This is a genomic window from Tropicibacter oceani (assembly GCF_029958925.1).
Taxonomy (GTDB): domain Bacteria; phylum Pseudomonadota; class Alphaproteobacteria; order Rhodobacterales; family Rhodobacteraceae; genus Pacificoceanicola; species Pacificoceanicola oceani.
In genome coordinates this window covers 1,818,115-1,845,074 of record NZ_CP124616.1, presented here as the reverse complement: position 1 = coordinate 1,845,074, position 26,960 = coordinate 1,818,115, and the positions used below count along the sequence as shown (strand labels likewise).

The following is a 26,960-nucleotide window of genomic DNA, read 5'->3' as shown; positions in this document are numbered from 1 at the left end:
CCACATGAGCCAAGATCACATCAGCATCGACGAACAGGCCCGCGCGATCCTGCGGGGCAACGACCGGGGCGGCTATACCGTGCCGACCGCCGGCCTGTATCCCTACCAGTGGAACTGGGACAGCGCCTTTGCCGCCTGGGGGTTTGCGCAATTCGACATCGACCGGGCCTGGGCCGAGCTTGAGACGCTGTTCGCCGGGCAGTGGCCCAGCGGGATGGTGCCGCATATCCTTTTTCACAAGCCTGATCCGGGGTATTTCCCGGGCCCCGACGTCTGGGGCGCGCAGGACAAGGGCACGACGCCCAGTTCAGGCATCAGCCAGCCGCCCGTGGCGGCCAGCTTTGCCCGTGCGGTTTACGAAAAGGACCCCGCCGCCGGCGAGCCCCGCCTGCGCGCGCTGTTCACCAGGATGGTCGACTGGCACCGCTGGTTCATGGACTGGCGCAGCGATGGCGGCGCGATCTTCATCACCCACCCCTGGGAGGCGGGCCGCGACAATGCCCCCGACTGGGACGAGGCCATGGCCGCGATCGACCCTGTCGGCGTCGGCGAATACACCCGCCGAGACACCAGCCATGTCGATCCCGCCATGCGCCCGACCAAGGAAGACTATGACCGCTACATCTGGTTGGTGCAGCGCGGGCGCAGGCTGGACTGGGACGATGCGGCCCTGGCCAAGGACCGCCCCTTCATGGTGGCCGACCCGACGATGACCTTTATCCTGCTGCGCGCCAACCGCGACCTGGCCGCCCTGGCCGATCTGCTGGGCGAGGACCGCGGCGAAATCGACAGCTGGACCGCACGGCTGGAGGCCGGCGCCGCGCGCCTGAAGGGGGAGGACGGCGTTTTCGACGCGATCAACCTGACCACCGGGCACCATACCGGCAACGTGTCCTGCGCGTCTTTCCTGTGCTGGTACGCCGGGCTTGAAAGCGATGTGATGCTGGACGAGCTGCGCCAGGCCTTTGACGCCAGCCCCTACCCCATCCCGAGCCACAAGGTCGGCACCGAAATCTTCAACCCGAAACGTTATTGGCGCGGGCCGACCTGGGCGATCATCAACGCGCTGATCGGGCGCGGCCTGGCCGAAATGGGACACAAGCCCGAGGCCGAAAAGCTGCGCCTGCTGACCCGCGAACTGATCGCGCGGCATGGCTTTGCCGAATATTTCAACCCGCTGAACGGCGATCCGGCCGGGGGTGGCACATTCACCTGGACGGCGGCGGTCTGGCTGGCCTGGGCGTCGCCCAGTGCGGAGGCAAGCTGATGGGGGCAATCACGCTGAAGGCCGTCGAAAAGTGGTACGGCAATGTGCAGGTGATCAAGGGTGTCGACCTGCAGATCAACGACGGGGAATTCGTGGTTTTCGTCGGGCCTTCGGGCTGTGGGAAAAGCACGCTGTTGCGGATGATCGGGGGGCTTGAGGATATCAGCCGCGGGTCGCTGGACATCGACGGGCGCGATGTCACCGCCGAGCCGCCCAGCAAGCGCGGGCTGGCCATGGTGTTCCAGAGCTATGCGCTGTACCCGCACATGACGGTGCGCGAGAACGTCGGCTTCAGCCTGAAAACCTCGGGCGCGCCCAAGGATGAAATCGCCCGCAAGGTCGATCACGCCGCCGAAGTTCTGAAGCTGGGCCCCTATCTGGACCGCCGCCCAAAGGACCTGTCGGGCGGGCAGCGCCAGCGCGTGGCCATCGGGCGCTGCATCGTGCGCGACCCCACGGCGTTCCTGTTTGACGAACCGCTGTCGAACCTGGACGCCGCCCTGCGGGTGGAAATGCGCTATGAAATCGCCAAGCTGCACCAGTCGCTGAAATCGACGATGATCTACGTCACCCATGACCAGGTCGAGGCGATGACCCTGGCGGACCGCATCGTGGTGCTGGAGTTCGGCAAGATCGCGCAGGTCGGCACACCGCGCGAATTGTATGAACGCCCCGCCAACCTGTTCGTGGCGCAGTTCATCGGCAGCCCCAAGATGAACATCCTGCCCTGTGAGACCGGGCAAGGCAGCTATGCCCTGCAAGGCGGGCGTGGCGGCGCCTTTGCGGGTGATCGCGCGGCGCAGCACATCGGCATCCGGCCCGAACACATCGAGGTCGTCGCCCAGGGCCAAGGCCAGTGCGACGGGGTGATTGACGTGATCGAATACCTTGGCGCCGACAGCTTTCTGGTGATCGATTGCGGGCCGCTGGGCAAGATCACCCAGCGCAGCTTTGGCGATGTGACCCACCGCGAAGGCGACACCGTCGGGTTGAAATTCGATCCTGACCGCCTGTCGTTCTTTGACGGCGACGGCCTGCGGGTCTGACACGGAACCGGCGCGGGCGGCCCTGGCCCCCGCGCCGCCTGCCCTTTCTTTCGGCAGACAGGCGCCATCTGCCACATTTGTCGGCAACTGCGCAAAGCTGTTTCAAAAATATCTATAAAGTCCTGATGATTTCCATGCCCTATAAGAAAGCGGGGAATGGAGGGCCGCGGTGAACCGGTATCCAAGGGACATGCATGGGCGGGGCGCTGCTGCGCCGGCGGGCGGTACGGCGGCCCGGCCTTGCCCGCTGTTCCGCATGGACACGTCGGCATGACCTGCGCCCCGTCCGATCGCCCTGCTGCTGCGCCTTTCCAAAGCGCGCCGGGCCGGATGGGTCATCCCCCTGTTGGCAGCCTGATACCGACACTTGCCAGCGGCGACCGAAAATCGTGCAAACCGCTTGAAACAACGGCAACCTCGCGCCCCTGGGCCAGCCTGCGACAAACCGCACGCCCCATCCCGGCGCGCGCCCCTTGCCGTCGCTGCAGCGCAGCGGACATTCAACACCATGCGTCGGATCGGCCTGTGCGCCGCTCTGCACCACCCCCGGCCTGGCGATGTCCTCATCGCTGCGCCACCCCACAAAGGGACCCAGCCCGATCAAGAGGCGGGCCCGACACCAGTCAACACGGAGGGACATGATGGCTGACACTTCGATCGGGACCGCAGAGCAACTGCGCGATCCAAACTATACACCCCCACTGGCCAAGGCGGTGCCGCTGGGCATCCAGCACGTTCTGGCGATGTTCGTGTCCAACGTGACGCCCGCGATCATCATCGCGGGGGCCGCGGGCTTTGGCTTTGGCTCGGATCAGGGCGCGCTGGGTTTCCCGGACATGACCTACATGATCCAGATGTCGATGCTGTTCGCGGGCATCGCGACGCTGTTCCAGACCATCGGCATGGGCCCGGTGGGCGCGCGTCTGCCGATCGTGCAGGGCACATCCTTTGCCTTCATCCCGGTGATGATCCCGGCCGTGGTCGGGCAAGGCACCGCAGGCATGGCGGGGCTGATGACCGGCGTTGTCATCGGCGGCATCTTTCACTTCATGCTGGGCACTGTCATTGGCAAGATCCGCTTTGCCCTGCCGCCGCTGGTCACCGGTCTGATCGTCCTGATGATCGGTCTGGCGCTGGTGCGGGTCGGCATCCAGTATTCCGCAGGCGGCGTGCCGCTGATCGGCAAGCCTGAATATGGGTCGATGGCCATGTGGTTCCCGGCGCTGGTGGTGATCGTCGTCACCCTGGCGCTGAAGTTCTTTACCAAGGGGATGCTGAGCGTCGCCGCCGTGCTGGTCGGCATCATCGTCGGCTATGTCGTGGCCTACATGATGGGCCAGGTGAACCTTGGCAACGTGTCCAAGGCGGCCATCTTCGAGGTGCCCATGCCGTTCAAATGGGGCTTTGAATTCAACGGGGCGATCATCATCGGCATGTGCTTCATGGCCGTGATCTCGGCCATCGAAACCGTGGGCGACACCAGCGGCATCACCAAGGGCGGCGCAGGCCGCGAGGCCACCGACAAGGAAATCCAGGGCGCGACCTATGCCGACGGTCTGGGCACCGCGATCGCCGGGATCTTTGGCGGGCTGCCGAACACCTCGTTCAGCCAGAACGTCGGCCTGATCTCGATGACCGGCATCATGAGCCGCCACGTCGTGACCATCGGCGCGATCTTCCTGATCATCTGCGGGCTGATGCCGGTGGTGGGCGCGGTGATCCGCACGGTTCCGATCAACGTCCTTGGCGGCGGCGTTGTCGTGATGTTCGGCATGGTCGCCGCCGCGGGTGTCAACATGCTGTCGGACGTCAACTGGAACCGCCGCAACATGGTGATCTTTGCGATTTCCCTGTCGGTTGGCCTGGGTCTGCAACTGGAACCGGGCGCGCTGCAGCACCTGCCGCAAACCATGCAGATCCTGCTGACCTCGGGCCTGTTGCCTGCGGCACTGCTGTCCATCGTGCTGAACCTGGCCCTGCCCGAGCAGTCGGACGACGAATGACAGCGCAACCGCGCATGTGACACCGAAACGGCGCCCCGTCATGGGGCGCCGTTTTTCGTTGTGGCAAAGGGCGTGGATCAGGCCGGCAGGTCGGCCGCGACCGGCGCGGCGCGGGTCACTGTGGCGCCCGCCTCGCGCGGCCAGGTCACCAGCAGGATCGCACAGCCGCGCACGTCGTTGTCACGGATCAGCTGCGCCAAGCCCGAAACCGTGCCACGCAGCGACCGTTCGCCGGGTTTCGACACTTCGACCGCGACGCAGACCGGCGCGTCACCGGGCAGACCGCGCGCCATCAAGGCATCGGAAATGCGCTGTGCCTGACGGACGGACATGTAGAACCCCGTGGTGGTTCCCGGCCCCGAAAGCCGGGTGCAGTCGGGCAAGGGATCGCCCTTTTGCCCCATGCCCGTGGCCAGCACCAGAGTGTCGGCAACGCCGCGTTCGGTCAGGCTTTGCCCCATGCTGGCGGCGGCGGCGCAGACGGCAGTGACACCGGGGATGATCTCGACCGGGATGGCGCGGGCGTTGGCGGCGGCGATTTCCTCGCCGGCGCGGCCAAAGACCCCCGGATCGCCGGATTTCAAGCGCACGACGCGGCGGCCCCGGGCGGCCTCGGCCACGATCACCTGGTTGATGCGCTCTTGCGGCCAGGCATGGGCGCCGACCTCCTTGCCGACAAAGACCAGTTCGGCCCCCGGGCGGGCAAAGCCCAGCACCTCGGGGTCGACCAGGCGGTCATGGAACACCATGTCGGCCTCTTGCAGGCGTTTGACCGCGCGCAGGGTCAGCAGGTCGCGCGCGCCGGGGCCAGCGCCGACCAGGGCGATATGGCCCTGCCGTTGATCGGCCCGGTCGCGGGCCGGAGCCGCAGGTTGCCGGGTGCTGCGCGCCGCGCCCCAGACAAAGCGCAGGACATTGGACAACAGGCCGGACGGCGCAGGCAGTGCGGACAGATCGGACATGGCATTCCCTTTCATTGCGCGCGCCCTCAGGCGGCCTGCGCGGTGCGGCGCGCGGCCCAGAGGCTGCGCGCGGTGGTGTCGGACTGGGCATCGCCCAGGGTATCAAGAGCCAGCGCGGCCGTTCCCAGAACGACCTGCCTGGCAAAAGGATCATCCAGTTCGCCCGACCAAAGCGCGGCCAGCGCCGCCGGGTCGCGCGCGCCATCGTCAAGGCGGCGGGTGTCGTCGATCAGGCTGGGCAAGGTGCCCTCCCACGGCTGGCCGCCGCGCAGGCCGAACCCGGCGATCTCCTTGGCGGGGTGGCGTTCGAATTCGCCGCCGCCGCCCTTGATCACGCTCAGCGCGCGCCAGCCCATCAGCGCCGCCGCATCGGCCTGCAACAACCGGTACGAGGGGTGAAAGACCCCCTGCACGCTGGCCTTGGCCCGCGCCGGGTTGAGCATTCGGCAGACCGTGTTGATGCAGGACCGCAGGCCCAGTTGCTGACGCAGGGACAGCAGGTGGAACAGCGCGGGCGACAGGATTTCAAGCGGCAGATAGGCGATGCCGTGTTGGTCCAGCAGCCGCGCGGCCTGATCCGGGGTATCCGCGACGGCAATGCCCGCCGCCGCCAGACCGCCGCGCACCGCGCCATCGTCGCCATTCCAGCCGTGCAGCAGCACCCGATGCCCGGCGCTGGCCAAAAGGCGCGCCGACAGCAGGAACCACGGCAGCCCGCGCGTGCGCCCGGCGGCATAGCTGGGCCAATCCAGATCGACCTGCGGCAGGGGCAGCAGGCTGGCCTGCACGCCCTGGGTAAAGCCTGCGATCTCCTCGGCCACCTCGCCCTTCATCCGCAGCAGCATCAGCAGGGCGCCCACGGCCTCGGGGGCGGCGTCGGGGCGCAGCATCAGGCGCATCGCCTCGCGCGCCTCGTCCTGTGTCAGCGACCGGGCGCGGCCCGGGCCGCGGCCCAGCGTGCGCACATGTTCGGACAGGGTCATTCCGCCGCCTCGCGCTGGTGCACCTGCGCCAGAAGCGCGGCGATTTCCGGTCGACACGACCCGCAGTTGGTGCCCGCCTGCAAGGCTGCGCCGACCTGCTCGACACTCATCAACCCTTGGGTTTCGACGGCGGTCAGAATGGTGTTCACCCCAACGTCAAAACACGAACACAGGGTTGGTCCGGGATCGGGGCGGTCGGCGGGTGGGCGACCGGTCAGCGCGTCGCTGCTGTCCTGACCCGGCAAGTTCGCAAGGTAATCGCGCATCACGGCCACCGGCTGGGGCGCAACGAACAGCGCGGCCAACAGCCGCCCATCGGCATGAAAGGCGATCCGTGCGAGGCCGCGTTTGACGTCGATCAGCGATTGCACCTGGGCATCGGACAGGGCGAACAGCCTGCAGGCCTCGGCCTCCCAATCCGTGATCTCGCTTAGACCCGCCATTTCCACGCGCCAACCCTGCCGGGTGCGCGCGCGGGCCCAGTATTCGGCGCGCGGGTCAATGTCGCCCTGACACACGGCAAAGCCGTACCATTTGGCGGCAAAGCGGTCGACCGCCACGACAGAGGCCTTGCTTTCGGGCTGGCCCGACACCGGGTCGGTCACGGCGGCAACAACGGCGTCGATGCGCGCGCAAGGGGCGGTTTCGCCGGTCCAGTGCATCGGGGCAAAGACCTGCCCCGGCTGCACCGCGTCGGTGATCCGGGCGCGCAGGATGGCGCTGCCTTGCGGGCTGCGCAGCTGCACCAGGTCTGCGGGGGCAATGCCCTGATCGGCGGCGTCCTGCGGGTGGATTTCCACGAAGGGTTCAGCCAGATGCGCCGAAAGGCGCGGCGACAGGGCCGTGCGGGTCATGGTGTGCCACTGGTCGCGAATGCGCCCGGTGTTCAGGCGGAAAGGATAGCGCGGGCCGGTCTTCGCCTCGGGCACCTTGTGGTGCAGCGCCAGCATCCGGGCCTTGCCACCATCGTGAAAGAACTGCCCATCCGCGAAAAAGCGCCCGCCCTGACGGGCCGCGCTGACCGGCCAGCGGGTCGGTTGCAGCGCGTCGAACCCGGCGTCGTCCAGATCGCCAAGCCCCGAGATGTCGAAGTCGCGGCCAAAGCGGCCCGCGATGCCTGAAAGCGCCGCGTATTCGCGAAAGATCTCGGCCGGGGTTTCATAGTCAAAACCGGCGGTCCACCCCATGCGGCGGCCGACCTCGGCCAGGATGGCCCAGTCGGGGCGGGCCTGTCCGGGGGCGGGCAGCGCGGCGCGCTGGCGGCTGATGGTGCGGTCCGAATTGGTGACGGTGCCGTCCTTTTCGCCCCATGCGCTGGCGGGCAGCAGCACATCGGCCAGCCGCGCAGTGTCGGTCTGGGCGGTGATGTCGCTGACGACGGTGAAATCGCAACCCGCGATGGCCGCGCTGACCGCATCGGCGTCGGGCATCGACACGGCGGGGTTGGTGTGGATGACCCACAGTGCCTTGATCTTGCCGCTTCCGACGGCGCGGAACATGTCCACCGCCTTCAGTCCCGGGGCTTCGGGCATCGTCGGCGAGGACCAGAATTCGCGCACCACGCTGCGGTGCTGGGCGTTTTCGATATCCAGATGGCAGGCCAGCATGTTGGCCAAGCCGCCCACCTCGCGGCCGCCCATGGCGTTGGGCTGGCCGGTGACGGACAGCGGCCCGCAGCCCGGTTTGCCGATGCGGCCCGTCGCAAGGTGGCAGTTGAGGATCGCGTTTACCTTGTCGGAGCCGGAGGAGGATTGGTTCACGCCCTGGCTGTAGACGGTGACAACCTTTTGCGTGCCGATCCACAGGTCGATGAACTGCTGAACAAGGGTTTCGTCCAGCCCGGTAGGATCAAGGCGGGATTCGTGGGCGGCGGCAAAGGCCTGATCGGCGCCTTCGACATGGGTCAGGAAATCGGCGTCGGCGGCGCCGCGTTGCTGGATTTGCGACAAGAGGGCGTTGAACAGGGCGACGTCGCTGCCCGGGGCAAGCGGCAGGTGCAGGTCGGCGGCATCGCAACTGGCGGTGCGGCGCGGGTCGATCACGACGATCCGGGTGCCGCGCGCCTTGCGGGCCGCCAGAACGCGCTGGTACAACACCGGATGGCACCAGGCAAGGTTCGAGCCAACCAGCACGATCAGGTCGGCCTCGTCCAGGTCCTCGTAGGTGCCGGGGACAGTGTCAGTGCCAAAGGCACGTTTGTGCCCCGCCACGCTGGAGGCCATGCAAAGCCTTGAATTCGTGTCGATATTCGCCGAACCGATAAAACCTTTCATCAGCTTGTTGGCGACATAGTAATCTTCGGTCAGGAGCTGGCCCGAGACGTAGAAGGCCACGCTGTCGGGGCCGTGCTCGGCGATGGTCTGCTGAAAGCGGTCCGCAACCAGTTGCAGCGCGTCGTCCCAGCTGGCCTCCTGCCCCTGCACGCGCGGGGTCAAAAGCCGCCCTTCCAGCCCGACGGTTTCGCCCAGTGCCGAACCCTTTGAGCAGAGCCGCCCGAAGTTGGCCGGGTGATCCGGGTCGCCCCGGACGGCCAACCCGCCCTGCCCGTCCGCCTTCAGCAGAACGCCGCAGCCGACACCGCAATAGGGACAGGTTGAGCGAACCTCGGACATCACGCGGCACTCCTTTTGGCAAAGGCCGCGCCGTCCAGCAGGATACGCCCACCTTCAAGGCGCACCGGGTAGGTCTGGATTTGACCGGTGTCGGCGCCCTGCGCCTGCCCGGTGTTCAGATCGAACACCCAGTTGTGCAGCGGGCAGGTGACGCTTTGGCCGTGCACGATGCCTTCGGACAGCGGGCCGCCCTTGTGCGGGCAGGTGTTCGAGGCGGCAAAGACCTCGGCCTCGGCGGTGCGGAACAGGCCCACGCAGCCCAGCGGGGTTTTCACAACCCGCGCGCCGCGCAGGGGGATGTCGGTGATTGCGGCGATATCGATCCAGCTCATTCCGCTGCCTCCAGTGTCAGATCGGCCAGGGCTGCAAAGGCGCGCGGTTTCGCGGCACCTTCGGCCCAGGGGTCCTTGCGATAGATGGTTTGCGACAGCTCGAAGGCGGCGATCAGGCGGGCGCGTTCGTCAACATCGGCGATGCGCTCCTTGACCCAGTCCAGCCCCACCTTGGCCAGCCATTTATAGGGGCGGTCCAGATACTTGGCGTTCTCGCGGTACAGTTGGACAAAGGCCACGGTGACGTCGATCGCCTCTTGTTCGGTTGCCACGTCGACCAGCCGTTCGGTTTCCTTCAGGTCCATGCCCGCGGCGCCGCCGACGCTGACCTGATAGCCGCTGTCGACGCAGATCACGCCGACGTCCTTGCAGGTTGCCTCGGCGCAGTTGCGCGGGCAGCCGGACACGGCCAGCTTGACCTTGTGGGGCGTCCAAGACCCCCACAGCGCCTGCTCCAGCTTGATGCCAAGGCCAGTGCTGTCCTGCGTGCCAAAGCGGCAGTGATCGGTGCCGACGCAGGTTTTCACCGTGCGCAGCCCCTTGGAATAGGCATGGCCCGACACCAGCCCGGCGCGGTTCAGATCGGCCCAGATATAGGGCAGGTCTTCGCCCTTGACGCCCAGCAAGTCGATGCGCTGGCCACCGGTCACCTTGACGGTGGGCACGTTGTATTTGTCCGCCGCGTCCGCGATGGCGCGCAGTTCTGCCGGGTTGGTGATCCCGCCCCACATGCGCGGCACCACGCTGAAGGTGCCGTCCTTCTGGATATTGGCGTGCTTGCGTTCGTTAACGAAACGCGATTGCGGGTCGTCCTGATACTCCAGCGGCCAATCGGCCAGCAGGTAAAAGTTGACCGCCGGACGGCAGACATGGCAGCCGTTGGGGGTGTTCCAGCCCAGTTCCTGCCAGACGGCGGGTTGGGATTTCAGCTCCTGCGATTTGATCAGGCGGCGCACGTCCTCGTGCGTGAGGTCGGTGCAGCCGCAGACCGATTGCGCAGCAGGCGCGGCATAGGCATCGCCCAAGGTCACCTCGAGCAGTTGTTCCACCAGCCCCGTGCAGGTCCCGCAGGATGCGCTGGCCTTGGTGCAGGCCTTGAGGCTGGGCAGATCCTGCGCCCCGCCATTGATCGCCTGAACGATGGTTCCTTTGCAAACGCCGTTACAGCCACAGATTTCCGCATCATCCGGCAAGGCTGCAACGGCTGAGAGAGGGTCCGCTGCGGCCCCCCCCTGGTAGGCCGGTCCAAAGATCAGCGTGTCGCGCATGTCGCTGACGTCGGTGCCATCCTTGATCAGCCCGAAGAACCAGTTGCCATCGGCGGTATCGCCGTACATGACCGCGCCGATCAGCTTGTTGTCCTGCAAGACCAAGCGCTTGTAGACGCCGCGCGCCGGGTCGCGGAATACGATATCCTCGCGGTCCTCGCCTTCCGCGAAATCGCCGGCGCTGAACAGATCGCAGCCGGTGACCTTCAGCTTGGTCGACACGTCGCGCTGCACGAATTGGGCGTCTTCGCCCATCAGGGTTTTCGCCGCCACCTTGGCCTGATCGTACAAAGGCGCGACCAGCCCGAACACAGCGCCGTCATGTTCGATGCATTCGCCCACGGCCAGAATGTTGGCGTCCGAGGTCAGCATCTGGTCATCTACATGGATGCCACGCCCCACCGCCAGACCGGCGTCCTTGCCCAGTGCAATGCTGGGGCGGATGCCGACCGCCATGACCAGCAGATCGCAGGGCAGTTCGGTGCCGTTCTCAAGCCGCAGGGCTTTGACGTGGCCATCCTGCCCGACGATTTCCTTGGAGTTGGTCGAGACAAGCACGTTGATCCCGCGCCCCACCAGTTCCTTGCGCAGCAGGTAACCGGCCGCCTCGTCCAGCTGACGTTCCATCAGGTGGCCCATCAGGTGCACGACGGTCACATCGACGCCGCGCGCCTGCATCCCGGCCGCCGCCTCAAGGCCCAGCAGGCCGCCGCCGATGACCACCGCCTTGTTGCCCTTGCCCAGCGACATCATGCGCTGAGTGTCTTCCAGATCGCGGTAGGCGATCACCCCTTCCAGATCGTGCCCCGGCATGGGGATGATGAAGGGGGCGGACCCGGTGGCGATCACCAGCTTGTCATAGCCCAGAACATCGCCGTTTTCCGCCGTCACCGTCTGTGCTGTACGGTCGATCTGCGCCACCTTTTCGCCAAAGCGGCAGGTGATGCCCTGCGCCTCGTACCAGTCGGCGTCGTGGGTCACGATTTCATCATAGGTCTTTTCACCCGACAGGACGGGGGACAGCATGATGCGGTTGTAGCAGCCGCGCGGCTCGGCGTTGAACAGGGTCACGTCCCAGTCGCCGCCTTGCTCCAACAGGTGCTCCAGCATCCGGCCCGAGGCCATGCCAGCACCGATGACAATCAATTTCTTCATCGCTTTCACTCCGCCGCTATGGGTTTGGGGGATTGGTCTGCTTTCGGCTTTGGCTTGGCCCCGTGTTCATATTCCTCAAGGAAATCGAGCACTTCTTGCCGGTAGGCATAGTAATCGGGGTGTTCCAGCAGCGCCTTGCGGGTGCGCGGGCGTGGCAGGTCGACCTTTGTGATCTTGCCGATTGTGGCCTGCGGGCCGTTGGTCATCATCACCACGCGGTCGGCCAGCAGGATCGCCTCGTCGACGTCATGGGTGACGCAGATGGCGGTGACCTTGGTGCGCGACCAGACCTCCATCAGGACCTCTTGCAGCTCCCACCGGGTCAGGCTGTCAAGCATGCCAAAGGGTTCGTCCAGCAGCAGCAGTTTCGGCGACAGGGCAAAGGCGCGGGCAATGCCGACGCGCTGCTTCATGCCGTTCGACATGTCGGCGGCGCCGCGGTCCATCGCATCGGCCAGACCGACCCGTTCCAGATAGTATTCCACCACGTCCTGGCGCTCGGCCTGACTGGCGCGCGGATAGACCTTGTCGACACCGATCGCCACGTTTTCCTTGGCGGTCAGCCAGGGGAACAGGTTGGGCGACTGGAACACCACGGCGCGTTCAGGATCGGCACCCAGCACGCCACGGCCATCCAGGTTGATGACCCCCTTTGAGACATCATTCAGCCCGGCGGCCATGGTCAAAACCGTGGATTTGCCACAGCCGGAATGGCCGATCAGGCTGATAAATTCGCCCTTGTCGACCTTGAGATCGAAGTCCTCGACCACGGTCAGCGGGCCCTTGGGCGTCGGGTAAATCTTGTGCAACTGGCTGAATTCAAGGAACTTGTCGGTCCGGGTTGACCCGGATGCCTCGGCCACCACGGCCGGCACCGAATGGATCGGCGTGACATTGGGCAACAGCCGCGTGCCTTCGACGCGGCCTTCGATGCCGACATCCATCAGGTATTTGGTCACCTTGGCGCGCAGCGCCTTGAAGGTATCGTCGTTGTTCATCGCGCTGCGTTCGCGCGGGCGCGGGATTGTGACCTTGAATTCGTCGCCCAGCGTGCCGTCGGGGTTCAGCGCGACGATCCGGTCGGCCAGGATGATCGCCTCGTCCACGTCGTTGGTGATCAGCACGCAGGTCTTTTTGTCCTGCTCCCAGATCTGTTCGATCTCGTCGGCCAGATTGGCGCGGGTTAGCGCATCCAGCGCCGACAGCGGTTCATCCAACAACAGCACCTCGGGCGACATCGCCAGCGCGCGGGCCACGTTGACCCGCTGGCGCATCCCGCCCGACAGTTCCGCCGGGCGGCGATGCGCGGCGTGGGACAGGCCGACCATGTTCACGTATTTGGCAACGGTTGCCACCTTTTCCGCCTTGGGCATGGACGGAAAGACCGAGTCCAGCGCCAGCCGTACGTTGCCCTCGACCGTCAGCCAGGGCATCAGCGAATAGCTTTGAAAGATCACGCCGCGTTCCGGCCCCGGCCCGGTGATCGGATTGCCCTTGAAGGTCACGCTGCCCTGCGACGGAGCATCAAGCCCCGCCATCAGGTTGATCAGCGTCGTCTTGCCGGTGCCGGAAAAGCCCAGCAGCACAAGGAACTCGCCCTCTTGCACGTCAAGGTTGATATTTTTCAGGACTTCGGTGCGGTGCACACCTTCGCCGAACCCCTTGCAGACGTTGTCGAACCTAAGAATGCTCATGACGCTCACCGGTTGTTCGAGAAGGTGAAAAGCGATTGCAGCGCGTACATCACCCGGTCCAGCAGGAAACCGATGATGCCGATGGTAAAGACCGCAACCATGATCTTGGCGAGGCTGCTGGACGACCCGTTCTGGAATTCATCCCAGACGAATTTGCCCAGGCCCGGGTTCTGCGCCAGCATCTCGGCGGCGATCAGCACCATCCAGCCAACGCCCAGGGACAGCCGCAAGCCGGTAAAGATTAGCGGCAGGGCCGAGGGCAGGACCAGCTTGGTGATCTTGGTATAGGTGTTCATTTTCAACACCTTCGATACGTTGACCAGATCCTTGTCGATGCTGGCCACACCCAGCGCGGTGTTGATCAGTGTCGGCCAGAGCGAACACAGCGTCACCGTGATGGCCGAGATCAGGAAGGATTTCGAAAACATCCCGTCATTGGTCGCGTAGACGGCGCTGACGATCATCGTGACGATGGGCAGCCAGGCCAGCGGGCTGACCGGCTTGAATATCTGCACAAGCGGGTTGATCGCGGCATTGGCGGTGGGCGACAGACCGGCGGCGATGCCCAAGGGCACGGCGACGGCCGTGGCGATCAGAAAGCCGAAGAACACCGTTTTGATGCTGGTCCAGATCTGCTGGTAATAGGTCGGCGCGCCGGTGTAGGCGACTGTCTTGACCTCATCGGCGCGGCCCGCGTCGATCAGCTTTTGGTTGCGCTTGTCGACCATGGTTTCGAACTTGGCCTGCTTGGCGGCCTTGGCCTGCGCGTCCTCGTGCAGGTTCACCGCCTCTTCCCAGACTTGCGCCGGGCCGGGCACGGCACCAAGGCTGGTCTGCACCTTGGGCGCAAGCGTGCCCCAAAGCAGCAAAAAGCCGAAGATCGCCAAAAGCGGCACCACCAGCAGGCGCCAGACGTCCTTCATCTGGGCGCGCGGGTTGTCCCCGGCGGCGGCCTTCAGGATCGGGGTCAGCCAGGCCAGTCCCAGCACCTGGAACCATTTGTCAGCAGCGTTGATGCGGGTGAACAGGCGGGCGCGGCGCGCTTCGCGGTCGGCCTCGGCGGTAAAGTTCGGATCGACGGTTGTCATGATCTGTCCTTGGATTTGTGCGGCGCGGCAAAACCCGCGCTTGTGGTCCTGGCGGGGGGGATGGGACGGCGGGCGGGGCGTCTTTCGCAGAAAGAGCGCCGTCCCGCCGTCCGCAGCCTCAGCCCTTCACCTCGGTGCCTTCGACGATCTGCGCGCCCTTCAGGCCGATCGGCAGGCTGTCCAGATAGGCGTTGGGCGCCTTGCCGTCATAGGGGATGCCGTCGATGATATCGGCCGCCGGGGTCGGCGCCTTGTAGCCATCGCTGTCCCAGGGGAAATCGGCCTCGTTGGCCAGACCTTCGTCGACCAGCAGGCGCGCGGCCTCAAGGTAGATGCCGGGCTTGTAGACCGATTTGGCGACCTCGTCGTACCAGTCATCCGACTTCGGCTCGGCGATCTGGCCCCAGCGGCGCATCTGCGTCAGGTACCAGATGGCGTCCGAGTAGAAGGGATAGGTCGCGTTGTGGCGGAAGAAGACGTTGAAATCGGGGATGTCCCGCTTGTCGCCCTTTTCGAATTCAAAGAACCCGGTCATCGAGTTGGCGATCACCTCGGCGTCGGCGCCCACGTATTCGGGGCGCGACAGGATTTCCACCGCCTCGGCGCGGTTGGCGTTGTCGTTTTCATCCAGCCAGATGGCGGCGCGGATCAGTGCCTTGGTCACGGCCAGCGTGGTGTTGGGGTATTCCTCGGCGAATTCGGCGGTGATGCCGAACACCTTTTCGGGGTTGTTCTTCCACAGCTGGTAATCGGTGATGACCGGCACGCCGATCCCCTTGAACACCGCCTGCTGGTTCCAGGGCTCACCCACGCAATAGCCGTTGATCGTGCCGGCCTCCAGGGTCGCGGGCATCTGCGGCGGGGGCGTCACGCTCAGGAACACATCGGCGCCAATCTGGCCGCTGACGTTTTCGGGGCTGTAATAGCCGGGGTGCAAACCGCCCGCCGCCAGCCAGTAGCGCAGTTCATAGTTGTGGGTCGAAACCGGGAAAACCATGCCCATGTTAAAGGGCTTGCCTTCGGATTTGAACTCTTCGACCACCGGGGCCAGCGCCGTGGCGGAAATCGGGTGCTGCGGGCGGCCGTCGTCCATCTTGGGGATATGCGGCAGCATCTTTTCCCAGACTTCGTTCGACACGGTGATGCCGTTGCCGTTCAGGTCCATCGAAAAGGGCGTGATGATATGCGCCTCGGTGCCGAAACCGATGGTCGCGGCCAGCGGCTGGCCTGCCAGCATATGCGCGCCGTCCAGCTGCCCGCCGATCACCCCGTCCAGCAGCACCTTCCAGTTGGCCTGCGCCTCGAGTGTCACGAACAGGCCTTCGTCCAGGAAATAGCCCTGCTCATAGGCGACGGCCAGCGGCGCCATGTCGGTCAGCTTGATAAAGCCAAAGGTCAGTTCGTCCTTTTCCAGCTCCAGCTCGGCCATGGCCGGGCTGACAAGCGCCGTGGTCGCGGCAAGGCTCAGAAGAAGTCGCTTCATGGGAAGTCCCTTTCGTGCATCGTTTGCCCGGGGTCCGGGCGCAAAAACAAAAAAGCCGCCGACACGCACCGCCGGGAGGATGGCGGAGGGTCGAGCGGCTTTGCTCATGATTTCCCTGTCGTAGGGAGAATTCCGTCGAAGGGCGTCGTTGCCTTTCGGTGATCCCTTTATGCCCCTGCCGCAGCGCAGCGATCAAAGGGTTTCGCCGGATTTTCGCCAAATTTGCTGCGGCGCGGCATGGATTCCGCCGCGACTGCACAAAGTTTGTGCATCACTCGGCGAGCGGCTCAAAAACGCGCCCATCAAAGAACTGGTCCCGGCCCAGAATCAACGATCCGCGCGGCGAGGACACCGGGGAATCGGCCATCAGCGCGCCTTCGACCTTGGACGAAGCGCCGGGCAGATCGGCGGCGGTTCCGGCCAGCGCCGCGCGGTACAGATCGCTGCGGAACACGGACCGCGCCGCCCGCGCCGCCGCCTCGGGATCGCGGCCAAGGCGCGTTGCCATGTGCCGGCCGATCCATTCCGCCTGGCTGCGCCAGGGAAAGCCCGCCGCGCCCTTGTGGAATTCGACAAAGCCCGGCACCGCGCGTTCTTCGCCGCGGCTGGAAATCACCAGCCGCCCCGACAGGGCACGGTCCAGGATGTCGGGGGCCAAATCCAGATGCTCGGGCCGCGACAGCAGTTCCGCCGCCAGCACACGGCTGTCCGGATCGGCCAGCCAGCGCCCCGCCCGCCAGACCGCGCGGATCAGCCGCCCGGTCAGAGAGGCTTCGGTTTCGGCCCAGTCGCTGCGCACCGCCAGCACCTTTTCCGGCGAAAAGGCCCAGATCGCCGAAACCGGCAACAACAGCGCGCCAACACCGTTTTCCACCGCCTTCGATCCCCAGGGTTCGCCGACGCAAAAGGCGTCGATCTCGCCTGCGGCGATGGCCTCGGCCATCAGGGGGGGCGGCATGGTGCGGATGTCCACACGGGTCGGCACCGCATAGCCCAGCGCCGACAGCCAATAGACCACCAGTTCCGCATGCATGGAAAATGGAAACGGCACCCCGATGCGCAACCGGTCCCCGGCTACCGCGATCAGCGCGCGTCCGGCGGCACCGGCATCGGCGAAATCGAACCCGTGCCCGGCGTCACGCAGGCGCTGTTCCAGCGCCCGGCTGACGCCGATCACATTGCCATTGACCGACAGGACCGACACCGCCGACAGCGGCGCCCCTGCCCCACCCAGACCCAGCGCCGCCGCGATGGGCACCGGCGACAGCATATGCGCTGCGTCCACCTGTCCGAAACTCAGCATGTCGCGCAGCGATGACCAGCTGGGCGCGCGGCGCAGTTCCAGCGCGATGCCTTCTTCGGCGGCAAAGCCCATGTCCTGCGCCACGATCAGCGGCGCGGCGTCCACAAGGGGCATGAAGCCCACCGAAAGCGTCGCGCCCTTCACAACAGCAGCCCCGCCGCCGTCACCAGCGCCTGCGCCACGTCGGCCAGCCGCTTGCCCTGATCCATCGCCGCCTTGCGCAGGATGGCATAGGCTTCGTCCTCGCCCACGCCGCGCGCCTTCATGATCATGCCCTTGGCGCGGTCGATGACCTTGCGTTCCTCAAGCGCGCGCTTTGTTTCGGACAGTTCCTTGCGCATCCGCTGGAACATGCGGAACCGGGCAATCGCCGCATCCAGAATGGGTTTCAACCGGTCGGGGCGCAGCCCGTCGACCACATAGGCCGACACGCCTGCCTCGATCGCGGCGGTCGACAGCCCCGCCTCGGAGCGGTCGACGAACATGGCCACCGGGCGCTCCATCGGGCCCGAGGCCAGGGCCAGCTCTTCGAGCGTGTCGCGCGACGGGTTTTCGATGTCGATCAGCACCACATCGGGCTGCATGTCCTGGATCTGCCGCGCCAGCGCCGTCGGTTCTGCGATGATGCGGATCTCGCATTCGCCGGCCGCACGCAGGCTGTCCACGATTTGCGTGGCGCGGTCCTTGTCGGCTTCGACGACGATTATGGAAATGATGTCTGGCACGCCCGAGAAATGCTGCACACGCAGCATCAAGGTAAAGAGGAATTGCGCGGCGCGGCCCTGAATTCGAACGCCCTGCCCATTTTTTGGGCAGGTCTTGCCCCGTGTGCGCGGCCCGTCATGTCAGTGCAGGGCCGGGGCAACCAGCCAGTCGCGAAACCTGAGCGCCTTGGCCGAGGCCCGGCGATGCGCCCGCAGGTAAAAGCACTGCGGCGACACCACCCTTTCGGGCGTCAGCTGCGTCAGCTCGCCCGCCTCCAGCAGCCCGCCAACCAGCCCATCCCAGCCCAGAACCGCCCCGATCCCGTCCTTGGCCAGTTGCAGCGCGATCATGTAGTTGTTGACCGCGATCTTCTGCCCGGCGGGCGGCGGGCAGCCCAGTTCCGCCAGCCAGTCAGCCCATTCGGTCCAGCGATGATTTGCCCCGGTGATGTGGATCAGCGGCGCACGCTGCAGATCGGGCAGACCCGTGATCGCGTGCCGGGCCGCGAAATCCGGCGATCCGACGGCGCAGATCCTGTCGTGGAACAGCAGCGCGCAGCGGTCATCGCCCGGCGGCAGCGTGCCGTAATGCAGGCTTAAATCCACCGCCGCGTCGATGTCCGGGGCATCGCTGACGATCTGCGAGATGGTGATATCGGGGTTGTGCCGCCAGAACCCCGACAGGCGCGGCGTCAGCCACAGCGCGCTGATCGCGGTCGAGGCCAGCACAACCACGTCATCCTCGGCGCCGGGGCTGCGCATGTCGCGCACAACGTCCGAAATCACCTCGAACCCGCGTTGCACCGCGTTGAACAGATAGGCCCCGGCCTCGGTCAGTTCGACCCCGCGATGCTGACGGCGGAACAGCTGTTGCCGCAGCTCGGCCTCCAGCGCGCGAATCTGGTGGCTGACGGCGGTCGGGGTCACGTTCAGCTCCTTGGCGGCGGCCTTGAAGCTCAGTTTTCGGGCAGCTGCCTCGAAACAATTCAGTGCTGTCAGCGACGGAAGATCATAGGGCCTGCGCATGGTGTCGTTTTCTGACCTGTCCGTGTCGATAATCCGCACAGATGAATTCAGTTCATCCTGGATGAATTTTTACGCCCTTGAAGCCCATAACAAAAGTGATTTTTGAATGACATCAAATCACGTCTTTTCAGGAAAGGCCGCGCCCCGTGACGTCCCATGTTTCCGATCTTCTGGCCCAGCGCCGCCCCGGCCATTCGCTTGACCGGGCCTTTTACACCGACCCGCAGGTCTTTGCCGCCGATCTGGAGCACATCTTTTACCGCGACTGGCTGTTTGCCATTCCCGCCTGTCAGCTGGTCAAGACGGGCGATTTCGCGCGGCTGCAGATCGGCGCCTATGACGTGGTGCTGGTCAAGGGCAGCGATGGCGAAATCCGCGGCTTTCACAACACCTGCCGGCACCGCGGCTCGATCCTGTGCAAATCGCGCGCCGGACAGGTGGCCAAGCTGGTCTGCCCCTACCACCAATGGACCTATGACCTGGACGGCAGCCTGCTTTGGGCGCGTGACATGGGCCCCGATTTCGACCCAAAGGCGCACAGCCTGCGCCCGGTGCAGACCCGCAACCTTTGCGGGCTGATCTATCTGTGCCTGGCCGAAAACGCCCCGGATTTCGAAGCCTTCGCCCAGATGGCCCGCCCCTACCTCGAGGTGCACGACCTGCAGCGCGCCAAGGTCGCGCATACATCGTCGATCATCGAAGAGGGCAACTGGAAACTGGTCTGGGAAAACAACCGCGAATGTTACCACTGTTCGGGCAACCACCCGGAACTGTGCCGGTCCTTCCCGCTGGACCCCGAGGTCGCGGGGGTGTCGCCGGACGGGTCGATCTCGGCCCGACTTCAGGCGCATTTCGACCGCTGCGAGGCCGCCGGCGCCCCGGCGCAGTTCCGCATCGGCGGCGACGGGCAATACCGGCTGGCGCGGATGCCGTTGCAGGAAAACGCGGTCAGCTACACCATGGACGGCAAGGCGGCCAGCACACGGGCCCTGGGCCGTGTCGCCCTGTCCGATGCCGGATCGCTGCTGAAATTCCACTATCCGTCGACCTGGAACCATTTCCTGCCCGACATCACCCTGACCTTTCGCGTCACACCGATCAGCCCGACCCAGACCGAGGTGACGACCACCTGGCTGGTGGACAAGGACGCGGTCGAAGGTGTCGATTATGACCTGGCGCGTCTGACCGAGGTCTGGATCGCCACCAACGATCAGGACCGCGCCATCGTCGAGGACAACCAGCGCGGCATCAACTCTCCGGCCTATACGCCCGGCCCCTATGCGCCGGACTGGGAATCCGGCGTCATCCAGTTCGTCGACTGGTACGCCGATACCATGACCCATGCCATCGGCCCGCGCGCCGTCGCGGCGGAATAGACCGATGGCCGCCACCCCGCAGCCGGCGCTGGCCTTCTGGACCGACAGCGAGGCGCTGGAATGCGTCAGCTACCTGCCCGAAACGCCCCAGACGGCAACCTTTACCTTTCAGGCGCCGTCGGGCGCGCTGTTCCGGTTTGATCCGGGGCAGTTCATCACGCTCGAACTGCCGGTGCCGGGCGGCCCGCTGCACCGGACCTATACGATCTCGTCCTCGCCTTCGCGGCCGATATCGCTGACCGTCACCGTCAAGGCGCAGCCGGGCTCCATCGGCACGCGCTGGATGCTGGACAGCCTGCGGCCCGGCATGCGCGTCAAGGCCATCGGCCCCGCCGGAGAGTTCAGCAACGCCCGCCATGCCGCGGCCAAGTACCTGTTCATCTCGGCCGGTTCGGGGATCACCCCGATGATGTCGATGACGACCCGGATGTACGACGCCGGGCGCGACATGGACATCGTGTTCATCAATTGCGCGCGCCGCCCTTCGGACATCATCTTTCGGCAGCGGCTTGAACACATGGCGTCACGAAGCCCGGGGATTTCCCTGACCTGGGTGGTCGAAGAACCCGACCCCTACAGCCCCTGGACCGGCATCAAGGGGCAGTTCAACCAGCTGATCCTTGGCCTTGTCGCGCCCGACTACCTGGACCGAGAGGTATTCTGCTGCGGCCCCGAACCCTTCATGCGCGCGGTGCGCGAGGCGCTGGCCGGCCTTGGCTATGACATGGCGCGCTACCACCAGGAAAGCTTTCACGCGCCGGCGGCCCAGGCCGAACAGGTGCCCGACGACGTGGTGCCCGACGAAGACAGCGCCGTCGAAATCAGCTTTACCAGATCGGGCAAGCGCACCAAGGTTGCGGAAACCGAAACCCTTCTGGCGGCGGCAAGGGCGGCGGGTGTGGCAGTGCCATCGGGTTGCACCTTTGGGGTCTGCGGCACCTGCAAGCTGCGCAAGACCGAAGGCCAGGTGCACATGGTCCACAACGGCGGCATCACCGACGACGACATCGCCGCAGGCTATATCCTGGCCTGCTGTTCGCACCCGATCGGGAATGTCACGCTCGAAGCGTGACGCGCACCCCCAGACCAAGAGGCCCCAAATGTCCAGCGATCCCCTTCTTCAGCCCTACCAGTTGAAACATCTGACGCTGAAGAACCGGCTGATGATCACCAGCCACGAACCGGCCTACCCCGAAGACGGCATGCCCAAGGACCGCTATCGCGCCTACCACGTCGAACGGGCCAAGGCGGGCGTGGCGCTGACCATGACGGCGGGCTCGGCTTCGGTGGCGCGCGACAGCCCGCCAGTGTTCAACAACATCCTGGCCTGGAAGGACGAGGTGGTCGGCTGGATGAAGGCGCTGAGCGACGAATGCCACGACCATGGCTGCGCGGTGATGATCCAGCTGACCCACCTGGGCCGCCGCACCCGCTGGGACAAGGCCGACTGGCTGCCGGTCGTCTCGCCGGGTCACGAACGCGAACCGTCGCACAAGGCCTTTCCCAAAAGGGCCGAGGATTGGGACATCGCCCGCATCATCGAGGATTACGCCGACGCGGCAGAACGCATGCAGGCCGCCGGTCTGGACGGGATCGAGCTGCAGGCCTATGGCCACCTGATGGATCAGTTCTGGTCGCCGCTGACCAATGACCTGGACGGCCCCTATGGCGGCAGCCTGGACAACCGGCTGCGGTTCACCTTTGACACGCTGCGCGCGATCCGCGCCCGGGTCGGCGACGACTTCATCATCGGGGTCCGCTATACCGGCGACGAAGACATGACGGGCGGCATCACCCGCGCCGAGGGTCTGGAAATCTCGCACCGGTTGAAGGACAGCGGGATGGTCGATTTCCTCAACGTGATCCGCGGCCATATCGACACCGATGCCGCCCTTACCGACGTGATCCCGGTGCAGGGCATGCGCAGCGCACCGCATCTGGACTTTGCCGGGGACATCCGCGCCGCGACCCGCTTTCCCACCTTTCACGCCGCCAAGATCCAGGACGTGGCGACGGCGCGCCATGCCATCGCCTCGGGCAAGCTGGACATGGTCGGGATGACCCGCGCCCATATGGCCGATCCGCATATCGTCGCCAAGATCATGCGCGGCGAAGAGGACCGCATTCGCCCCTGTGTCGGCGCCAACTATTGCCTTGACCGGATCTATCAGGGGGGCATGGCGCTGTGCCTGCACAACCCCTCGACCGGGCGCGAACTGGAAATGCCCCACGCCATCGCCCCCGCCACCGAACCGCGCCGCGTGGTGATCGTCGGCGCCGGTCCCGCCGGGCTCGAGGCGGCGCGCGTCGCCGCCGAGCGCGGTCATCAGGTCACCGTGCACGAGGCCGCGGGCCAGCCCGGCGGGCAGGTGCGCCTGACCGCGCTGACCCCGCGCCGGGCCGAGATGATCCAGCTGATCCAGTGGCGGTACGAGCAATGCCAGCGGCTGGGCGTGACCTTTCTTTTCGACAGCGTCGCCGATGCCGATACCGTCACCGCGCATCAGCCCGACGTGGTCATCGTCGCCACCGGCGGGCTGCCCCACACCGAGGTGCTGAGCAGCGGCAATGACCTTGTGGTGTCGGCCTGGGACATCCTGTCAGGCGATGCCCGCCCGGGCAGCAACGTGCTGATCTACGACGATGCCGGGGACTACGCCGCGCTTCAGGCAGCGGAAAGGATCGCCGCCACCGGCGCCCGGGTCGAGATCATGACCCGCGACCGCAATTTCGCCCCCGAGGTCATGGCCATGTCGCTGACCCCCTCGCTGCGCGAGCTGCAAAACCGCGACGTGACCTTTACCGTGCTGTGGAAGCTGGACAGCGTGACCAGGGACGGAAATGAACTGCTGGCCGGGATCGGGTCGGACTATGGCGGTTTCCGGCAGGAACGCCGGGTCGACCAGGTGGTGGTCAACCATGGCACGCTGCCCCTGGACGATCTGTATTTCGACCTGCGGGACGGGTCACGCAACCTTGGTGAAGTCGATTACGAGGCGCTGGTTGCCCGCGCCCCGCAAACCGTCACCCGCAACCCCGAGGGCCGGTATCAGCTGTTCCGCATCGGCGATGCCGTGGCGGCGCGCAACACTCACGCAGCGATCTATGACGCGCTGCGGTTGATGGGATCGCTCTGATCCTGCGGCAAACCCGGGCCATCGTCCTGAACGCTGGCCCGGGCGCCATGGGTTTCGTGAAACCCGCTCAGCGCAGGCGCTTTTCCGTGGCCGCGTCAAAGAACATGGCGTCCTGCGGCTCAAAGCTCACCCGGACCTGCGCGCCTTCGTCGATGTCCTCGTCGCCGCGGGTTTCGACCACCAGCCGTTCGCCCGAGGCGCAGGTCAGATAGTCATAGGCGACACCGCCCAGCCTTTCGCGCAGGTCGATGGTCAGGGGGCCATCGGCGGCCGCGACCACCTGCAAGGCTTGCGGGCGCAGACCGACAATGACCTCGGCGCCATCGGCGGGCAGCGCCACGTCGGTGGTGATCCGTGCATCGCCAAGCGCCGGCACCACGACCGCGCCCCCGGTCACCCGCCCCGTCAGGAAGTTCATCGAAGGCGATCCGATGAACCCGGCAACGAACCGGTTGTCGGGGTCCTTGTACAGCTGCATCGGCGTGCCGACCTGTTCGATATGGCCCGCGCGCAGCACCACGATCTTGTCGGCCAGGGTCATCGCCTCGACCTGGTCGTGGGTGACGTAGATCATCGTCGCGCCGATTTCCTTGTGCAGACGGGCGATTTCCACCCGCATGTCGACGCGCAATTCGGCATCGAGGTTGGACAGCGGTTCGTCGAACAGGAACACTTCGGGGCCGCGCACGATGGCGCGTCCGATGGCGACGCGCTGGCGCTGGCCGCCGGACAGGGCCTTGGGCTTGCGCTCAAGGTAATCGTCCAGCTTGAGGATGCGGCTGGCCTCGGCGACCTTGGAGGTGATCTCGGCCTTGGGCACGCCGTTCATCTTCAGGCCAAAGCCCATGTTTTCGGCCACCGTCATGTGCGGGTACAGGGCGTAGGTCTGGAACACCATCGCCACGCCGCGTTCGGCCGGTTCGATGCGCGTCACATCGCGCCCGCCGATGCTGATCTGGCCGCCGCTGGTTTCCTCGAGCCCGGCGATCATCCGCAGCAAGGTCGACTTGCCACAGCCCGAAGGCCCGACGAACACGCAAAATTCGCCGTGGTCGATCTCAAGGTCCACGCCGTGGATCACCTGCACTTCGCCGTATCGCTTTACTGCGCCCTTCAAGGCAACGCCTGACATTTCAATTCCTCCCGGTGGTTCCCTAGGACGCGACTGGATAGGGCCATACCGCCCCTTCGCGTCCAATTTGTGCAGCCGTGCGCATCAGCGCAGGGCGAAAAGCGTCCAGCCCGTCCGGCCCAAGACGATTGGTCGAAGTCACGATCGACAGCGCCCCGATCACCCGCCCTGCCCCGCCCTTGATCGGGGCGGCGATGCTGATGATGCCCTGTTCATGTTCTTCGCGGTCGTACCCGATGCCCTCGGTGCGGATCTGCTCAAGCTCGGGCAGCAGAGAGGCGGCGCTGACATGGGTCGAAGGGGTAAAAGCCTCCCAGGTCTGGACGTTCAGCGCCGCTTGCAGGCGGGTTTCGTCCATGAAGGCCAGCATCACCTTGCCGACGCCGGTGCAATGGGCGGGCGACCGGCGGCCGGGCCGCGCCATGGTGTGAAAGCCGCCCTCGGGTGTGACCTTGGTGATAAAGATCACCCGCCCCTTTTCCATCTGCGCCAGGTGAACGGTTTCGTTCACATCCGCCGCCAGCGATTCGACAAAGGGCATGGCCAGCGGCGCCAGCGAGGACTGATTCCAGGCGTGCCGCCCGATCCGCACCAGCCGCAGCCCCGGCACGTAAAGCTGCCGGTCCTCGTCATAGGCCAGCATGCCCTGGCTGGTCAGGGTCTGCAGGATTCTGTGCAGCGTCGCCTTGGGATAGGGGCAGACATCCAGGATTTCGGTAAAGCGGACGGCCCGTCCGAACGCGACAACGGTGTCCAGCACATCCAGTGCCTTGCCCACCGTTCCGTCCGTGACCGTCTGCTTGTTCATTCCCCGGATCCTGTCGCCGCTTTTTCCGCCTTTGATGTTGACTCGGATAGCAAGTTGGGACTACCAAATCAACATGTGAAATCTGAGTTCCAAATAATGGAACACGCAAAGCAATCAGATTTCTCGGGAGAGAGACATTTCTGGGAGGAGGAACACCATGTTCCAACGCACGTTCATGGGCGCTGTACTGGCGTCCACCATGCTGACCGCCGCCGCCTGGGCCGGCGAACTGGTCATCAACACGGACACTTCGGACCCCGCCCCCAAGGCCGCGTTCGAGGCACTTATCAAGGGTTTCGAAGCTGAAAACCCCGATGTGACCGTCAAATGGAACCTGTTCGATCACGAGGGCTACAAGACCTCGATCCGCAACTTCCTGACTGCGGATGCACCGGACCTGGCCAACTGGTACGCCGGCAACCGCATGCTGCCCTACGTCAACGCGGGCCTGTTCGAACCGGTCGATGACGTCTGGGAAGCAAACGGCCTGAACGAATCGCTGGCCTCGGCCAAGGGCTCGATGACCATCGACGGCAAGATCTGGGGCGTGCCCTATACCTATTACCAGTGGGGCGTTTACTATCGTAAGGACATCTTCGAGGCCAACGGCATCGACGTCCCCACCGACTGGGAGGCCTTCAAGGCCGCTGGCGCCAAGCTGAAAGAGGCAGGCATCACCCCGATCACCATCGGCACCAAGTACCTGTGGACCACCGGCGGCGTCTTCGACTATCTGAACCTGCGCACCAACGGCTATGATTTCCACATGGCGCTGACCAAGGGCGAAATTCCCTGGACCGACGAACGCGTGATCGCCACCATGAACAACTGGAAAGAGTTGCTGGACGCCGGCTTCTTCCTGGAAAACCACGCGGCCTATTCCTGGCAAGAAGCGCTGGCGCCGATGGTTCAGGGTGACGCGGCGATGTACGTGATGGGCAACTTTGCCGTGGCGCCGCTGCGCGAAGCGGGCCTGACGGACGATCAGCTGGGCTTTTTCCAGTTCCCGATGATCAACCCCGATGTGGCCATGGCCGAAGAGGCCCCGACCGACACCATCCACATTCCGGCGAACGCCAAGAACAAGGAAGACGCCAAGAAGTTCCTGGCCTACCTGGCGCGTGCCGACGTGCAGTCCCAGATCAACGAAACGCTGGGCCAGCTGCCGATCAACAAGGACAGCACCGTCGGTGACGACAAGTTCCTGCAGGCCGGTTATCAGATGCTGTCGAACACCGATGGCGGCATCGCGCAGTTCTTTGACCGTGACGCGCCCGCCGAAATGGCCAAGGCCGGCATGGAAGGCTTTCAGGAGTTCATGGTCAAGCCCGAGCGCATGATGGACATCCTCGAGCGTCTCGAAAAAGTCCGCGCCAAGGCTTACTGACCCGCGCAGACCGGGCCCCGGCCTTGCGCCGGGGCCTTTTCCCCCACCCGAAAGCAGACTGGCCTATGCCCACCAACGCGCGCTGCGCGTGACGGCATCAAGGCAAAGCCGCCCGGGCGGGATTTTCCATTCAACAGCGGCAACGCTGTTTCTGGCACAACCGCAGCGCCGGGTTCTTGGCCCGCCAAGACCGG

The 26,960-nt window shown here is 65.4% G+C and carries 20 protein-coding genes; 7 read left to right on the top strand and 13 right to left on the bottom strand.

The window, feature by feature from the left end; all coding sequences use genetic code 11:
• Positions 1-4: 4 nt before the first annotated feature.
• From QF118_RS08905 to QF118_RS08895, 3 genes are all read left to right on the top strand, one after another.
• Entirely contained in the window at positions 5-1,267 is a 1,263-nt protein-coding gene (locus tag QF118_RS08905) for an MGH1-like glycoside hydrolase domain-containing protein (RefSeq protein ID WP_282302271.1), read from the top strand.
• Positions 1,267-2,313 (top strand): ABC transporter ATP-binding protein, encoded by a 1,047-nt coding sequence (locus tag QF118_RS08900; RefSeq protein ID WP_282302270.1) that lies wholly within the window; start codon positions 1,267-1,269, stop codon positions 2,311-2,313. The genes QF118_RS08905 and QF118_RS08900 overlap by 1 nt, the downstream gene beginning before the upstream one ends.
• Positions 2,314-2,954: 641 nt before the next feature.
• Positions 2,955-4,316, top strand: coding sequence for a uracil-xanthine permease family protein (locus QF118_RS08895; RefSeq protein WP_282302269.1), 1,362 nt, complete (start codon positions 2,955-2,957; stop codon positions 4,314-4,316).
• 77 nt (positions 4,317-4,393) lie between these two features.
• Here QF118_RS08895 and cobA read toward each other — a convergent pair whose 3' ends face one another.
• The 11 genes from cobA to QF118_RS08840 form a co-directional block, all read right to left on the bottom strand.
• Positions 4,394-5,278, bottom strand: coding sequence for a uroporphyrinogen-III C-methyltransferase (cobA, locus tag QF118_RS08890; protein WP_282302268.1), 885 nt, complete (start codon positions 5,276-5,278; stop codon positions 4,394-4,396).
• 26 nt (positions 5,279-5,304) lie between these two features.
• Positions 5,305-6,261, bottom strand: a complete 957-nt coding sequence (locus QF118_RS08885; protein ID WP_282302267.1) for a glycosyl transferase family protein — start codon at positions 6,259-6,261, stop codon at positions 5,305-5,307.
• The gene (locus QF118_RS08880) at positions 6,258-8,873 is read right to left on the bottom strand and encodes a nitrate reductase (RefSeq protein ID WP_282302266.1); all 2,616 of its coding nucleotides are present in this window, start codon (positions 8,871-8,873) and stop codon (positions 6,258-6,260) included. Before QF118_RS08880 ends, QF118_RS08885 begins: the two co-directional genes overlap by 4 nt.
• On the bottom strand, positions 8,873-9,205 hold the full coding sequence (gene nirD, locus QF118_RS08875) for a nitrite reductase small subunit NirD (protein ID WP_282302265.1): 333 nt from the start codon (positions 9,203-9,205) through the stop codon (positions 8,873-8,875). The genes QF118_RS08880 and nirD overlap by 1 nt, the downstream gene beginning before the upstream one ends.
• A complete protein-coding gene (gene nirB / locus QF118_RS08870) occupies positions 9,202-11,628 on the bottom strand; it encodes a nitrite reductase large subunit NirB (protein WP_282302264.1) in 2,427 nt (808 codons plus the stop codon). Before nirB ends, nirD begins: the two co-directional genes overlap by 4 nt.
• A 5-nt stretch (positions 11,629-11,633) precedes the next feature.
• Positions 11,634-13,322, bottom strand: a complete 1,689-nt coding sequence (locus QF118_RS08865) for an ABC transporter ATP-binding protein (RefSeq protein ID WP_282302263.1) — start codon at positions 13,320-13,322, stop codon at positions 11,634-11,636.
• A gap of 5 nt (positions 13,323-13,327) precedes the next feature.
• Entirely contained in the window at positions 13,328-14,410 is a 1,083-nt protein-coding gene (locus tag QF118_RS08860; RefSeq protein WP_282302262.1) for an ABC transporter permease, read from the bottom strand.
• Between the two features lie 118 nt (positions 14,411-14,528).
• Positions 14,529-15,893 (bottom strand): CmpA/NrtA family ABC transporter substrate-binding protein, encoded by a 1,365-nt coding sequence (locus QF118_RS08855; protein WP_282302261.1) that lies wholly within the window; start codon positions 15,891-15,893, stop codon positions 14,529-14,531.
• Positions 15,894-16,164: 271 nt separating this feature from the next.
• On the bottom strand, positions 16,165-17,340 hold the full coding sequence (locus QF118_RS08850) for a CmpA/NrtA family ABC transporter substrate-binding protein (RefSeq protein ID WP_282302260.1): 1,176 nt from the start codon (positions 17,338-17,340) through the stop codon (positions 16,165-16,167).
• Entirely contained in the window at positions 17,337-17,948 is a 612-nt protein-coding gene (locus tag QF118_RS08845) for an ANTAR domain-containing response regulator (RefSeq protein WP_394357078.1), read from the bottom strand. The genes QF118_RS08850 and QF118_RS08845 overlap by 4 nt, the downstream gene beginning before the upstream one ends.
• A 93-nt stretch (positions 17,949-18,041) precedes the next feature.
• Positions 18,042-18,926, bottom strand: a complete 885-nt coding sequence (locus QF118_RS08840; protein ID WP_282302259.1) for a LysR substrate-binding domain-containing protein — start codon at positions 18,924-18,926, stop codon at positions 18,042-18,044.
• 146 nt (positions 18,927-19,072) lie between these two features.
• Here QF118_RS08840 and QF118_RS08835 point away from each other — a divergent pair, with 146 nt between their 5' ends.
• Genes QF118_RS08835 through QF118_RS08825 form a run of 3 tightly spaced genes read left to right on the top strand, consistent with a single transcriptional unit; the run spans position 19,073 to position 23,439 of the window.
• Entirely contained in the window at positions 19,073-20,302 is a 1,230-nt protein-coding gene (locus QF118_RS08835; RefSeq protein ID WP_282302258.1) for an aromatic ring-hydroxylating oxygenase subunit alpha, read from the top strand.
• 4 nt (positions 20,303-20,306) lie between these two features.
• Complete coding sequence (locus tag QF118_RS08830) at positions 20,307-21,374, top strand: FAD-binding oxidoreductase (RefSeq protein ID WP_282302257.1); 1,068 nt, start codon at positions 20,307-20,309, stop codon at positions 21,372-21,374.
• Between the two features lie 28 nt (positions 21,375-21,402).
• On the top strand, positions 21,403-23,439 hold the full coding sequence (locus QF118_RS08825; protein WP_282302256.1) for an NADH:flavin oxidoreductase: 2,037 nt from the start codon (positions 21,403-21,405) through the stop codon (positions 23,437-23,439).
• 67 nt (positions 23,440-23,506) lie between these two features.
• On the opposite strand, the gene QF118_RS08820 is transcribed toward QF118_RS08825, so the two are convergent.
• Both QF118_RS08820 and QF118_RS08815 read right to left on the bottom strand, forming a co-directional pair.
• Entirely contained in the window at positions 23,507-24,571 is a 1,065-nt protein-coding gene (locus tag QF118_RS08820) for an ABC transporter ATP-binding protein (RefSeq protein ID WP_282302255.1), read from the bottom strand.
• A 22-nt stretch (positions 24,572-24,593) separates the two neighbouring features.
• Complete coding sequence (locus tag QF118_RS08815; protein WP_282302254.1) at positions 24,594-25,379, bottom strand: IclR family transcriptional regulator; 786 nt, start codon at positions 25,377-25,379, stop codon at positions 24,594-24,596.
• Positions 25,380-25,536: 157 nt separating this feature from the next.
• On the opposite strand from QF118_RS08815, the gene QF118_RS08810 reads away from it, so the two are divergent.
• Positions 25,537-26,766 carry an ABC transporter substrate-binding protein gene (locus QF118_RS08810; RefSeq protein WP_282302253.1) on the top strand — a complete coding sequence of 410 codons (1,230 nt, stop codon included), beginning with the start codon at positions 25,537-25,539 and terminating at the stop codon, positions 26,764-26,766.
• The last annotated feature ends 194 nt before the right edge of the window (positions 26,767-26,960 follow it).

Coding starts and splice junctions, on each gene's coding strand:
- QF118_RS08905 (WP_282302271.1), top strand. CDS start 5: ATGAGCCAAGATCACATCAGCATCGACGAACAGGCCCGCGCGATCCTG.
- QF118_RS08900 (WP_282302270.1), top strand. CDS start 1,267: ATGGGGGCAATCACGCTGAAGGCCGTCGAAAAGTGGTACGGCAATGTG.
- QF118_RS08895 (WP_282302269.1), top strand. CDS start 2,955: ATGGCTGACACTTCGATCGGGACCGCAGAGCAACTGCGCGATCCAAAC.
- cobA (WP_282302268.1), bottom strand. CDS start 5,278: ATGTCCGATCTGTCCGCACTGCCTGCGCCGTCCGGCCTGTTGTCCAAT.
- QF118_RS08885 (WP_282302267.1), bottom strand. CDS start 6,261: ATGACCCTGTCCGAACATGTGCGCACGCTGGGCCGCGGCCCGGGCCGC.
- QF118_RS08880 (WP_282302266.1), bottom strand. CDS start 8,873: ATGTCCGAGGTTCGCTCAACCTGTCCCTATTGCGGTGTCGGCTGCGGC.
- nirD (WP_282302265.1), bottom strand. CDS start 9,205: ATGAGCTGGATCGATATCGCCGCAATCACCGACATCCCCCTGCGCGGC.
- nirB (WP_282302264.1), bottom strand. CDS start 11,628: ATGAAGAAATTGATTGTCATCGGTGCTGGCATGGCCTCGGGCCGGATG.
- QF118_RS08865 (WP_282302263.1), bottom strand. CDS start 13,322: ATGAGCATTCTTAGGTTCGACAACGTCTGCAAGGGGTTCGGCGAAGGT.
- QF118_RS08860 (WP_282302262.1), bottom strand. CDS start 14,410: ATGACAACCGTCGATCCGAACTTTACCGCCGAGGCCGACCGCGAAGCG.
- QF118_RS08855 (WP_282302261.1), bottom strand. CDS start 15,893: ATGAAGCGACTTCTTCTGAGCCTTGCCGCGACCACGGCGCTTGTCAGC.
- QF118_RS08845 (WP_394357078.1), bottom strand. CDS start 17,948: ATGCTGCGTGTGCAGCATTTCTCGGGCGTGCCAGACATCATTTCCATA.
- QF118_RS08840 (WP_282302259.1), bottom strand. CDS start 18,926: ATGCGCAGGCCCTATGATCTTCCGTCGCTGACAGCACTGAATTGTTTC.
- QF118_RS08830 (WP_282302257.1), top strand. CDS start 20,307: ATGGCCGCCACCCCGCAGCCGGCGCTGGCCTTCTGGACCGACAGCGAG.
- QF118_RS08825 (WP_282302256.1), top strand. CDS start 21,403: ATGTCCAGCGATCCCCTTCTTCAGCCCTACCAGTTGAAACATCTGACG.
- QF118_RS08820 (WP_282302255.1), bottom strand. CDS start 24,571: ATGTCAGGCGTTGCCTTGAAGGGCGCAGTAAAGCGATACGGCGAAGTG.
- QF118_RS08815 (WP_282302254.1), bottom strand. CDS start 25,379: ATGAACAAGCAGACGGTCACGGACGGAACGGTGGGCAAGGCACTGGAT.
- QF118_RS08810 (WP_282302253.1), top strand. CDS start 25,537: ATGTTCCAACGCACGTTCATGGGCGCTGTACTGGCGTCCACCATGCTG.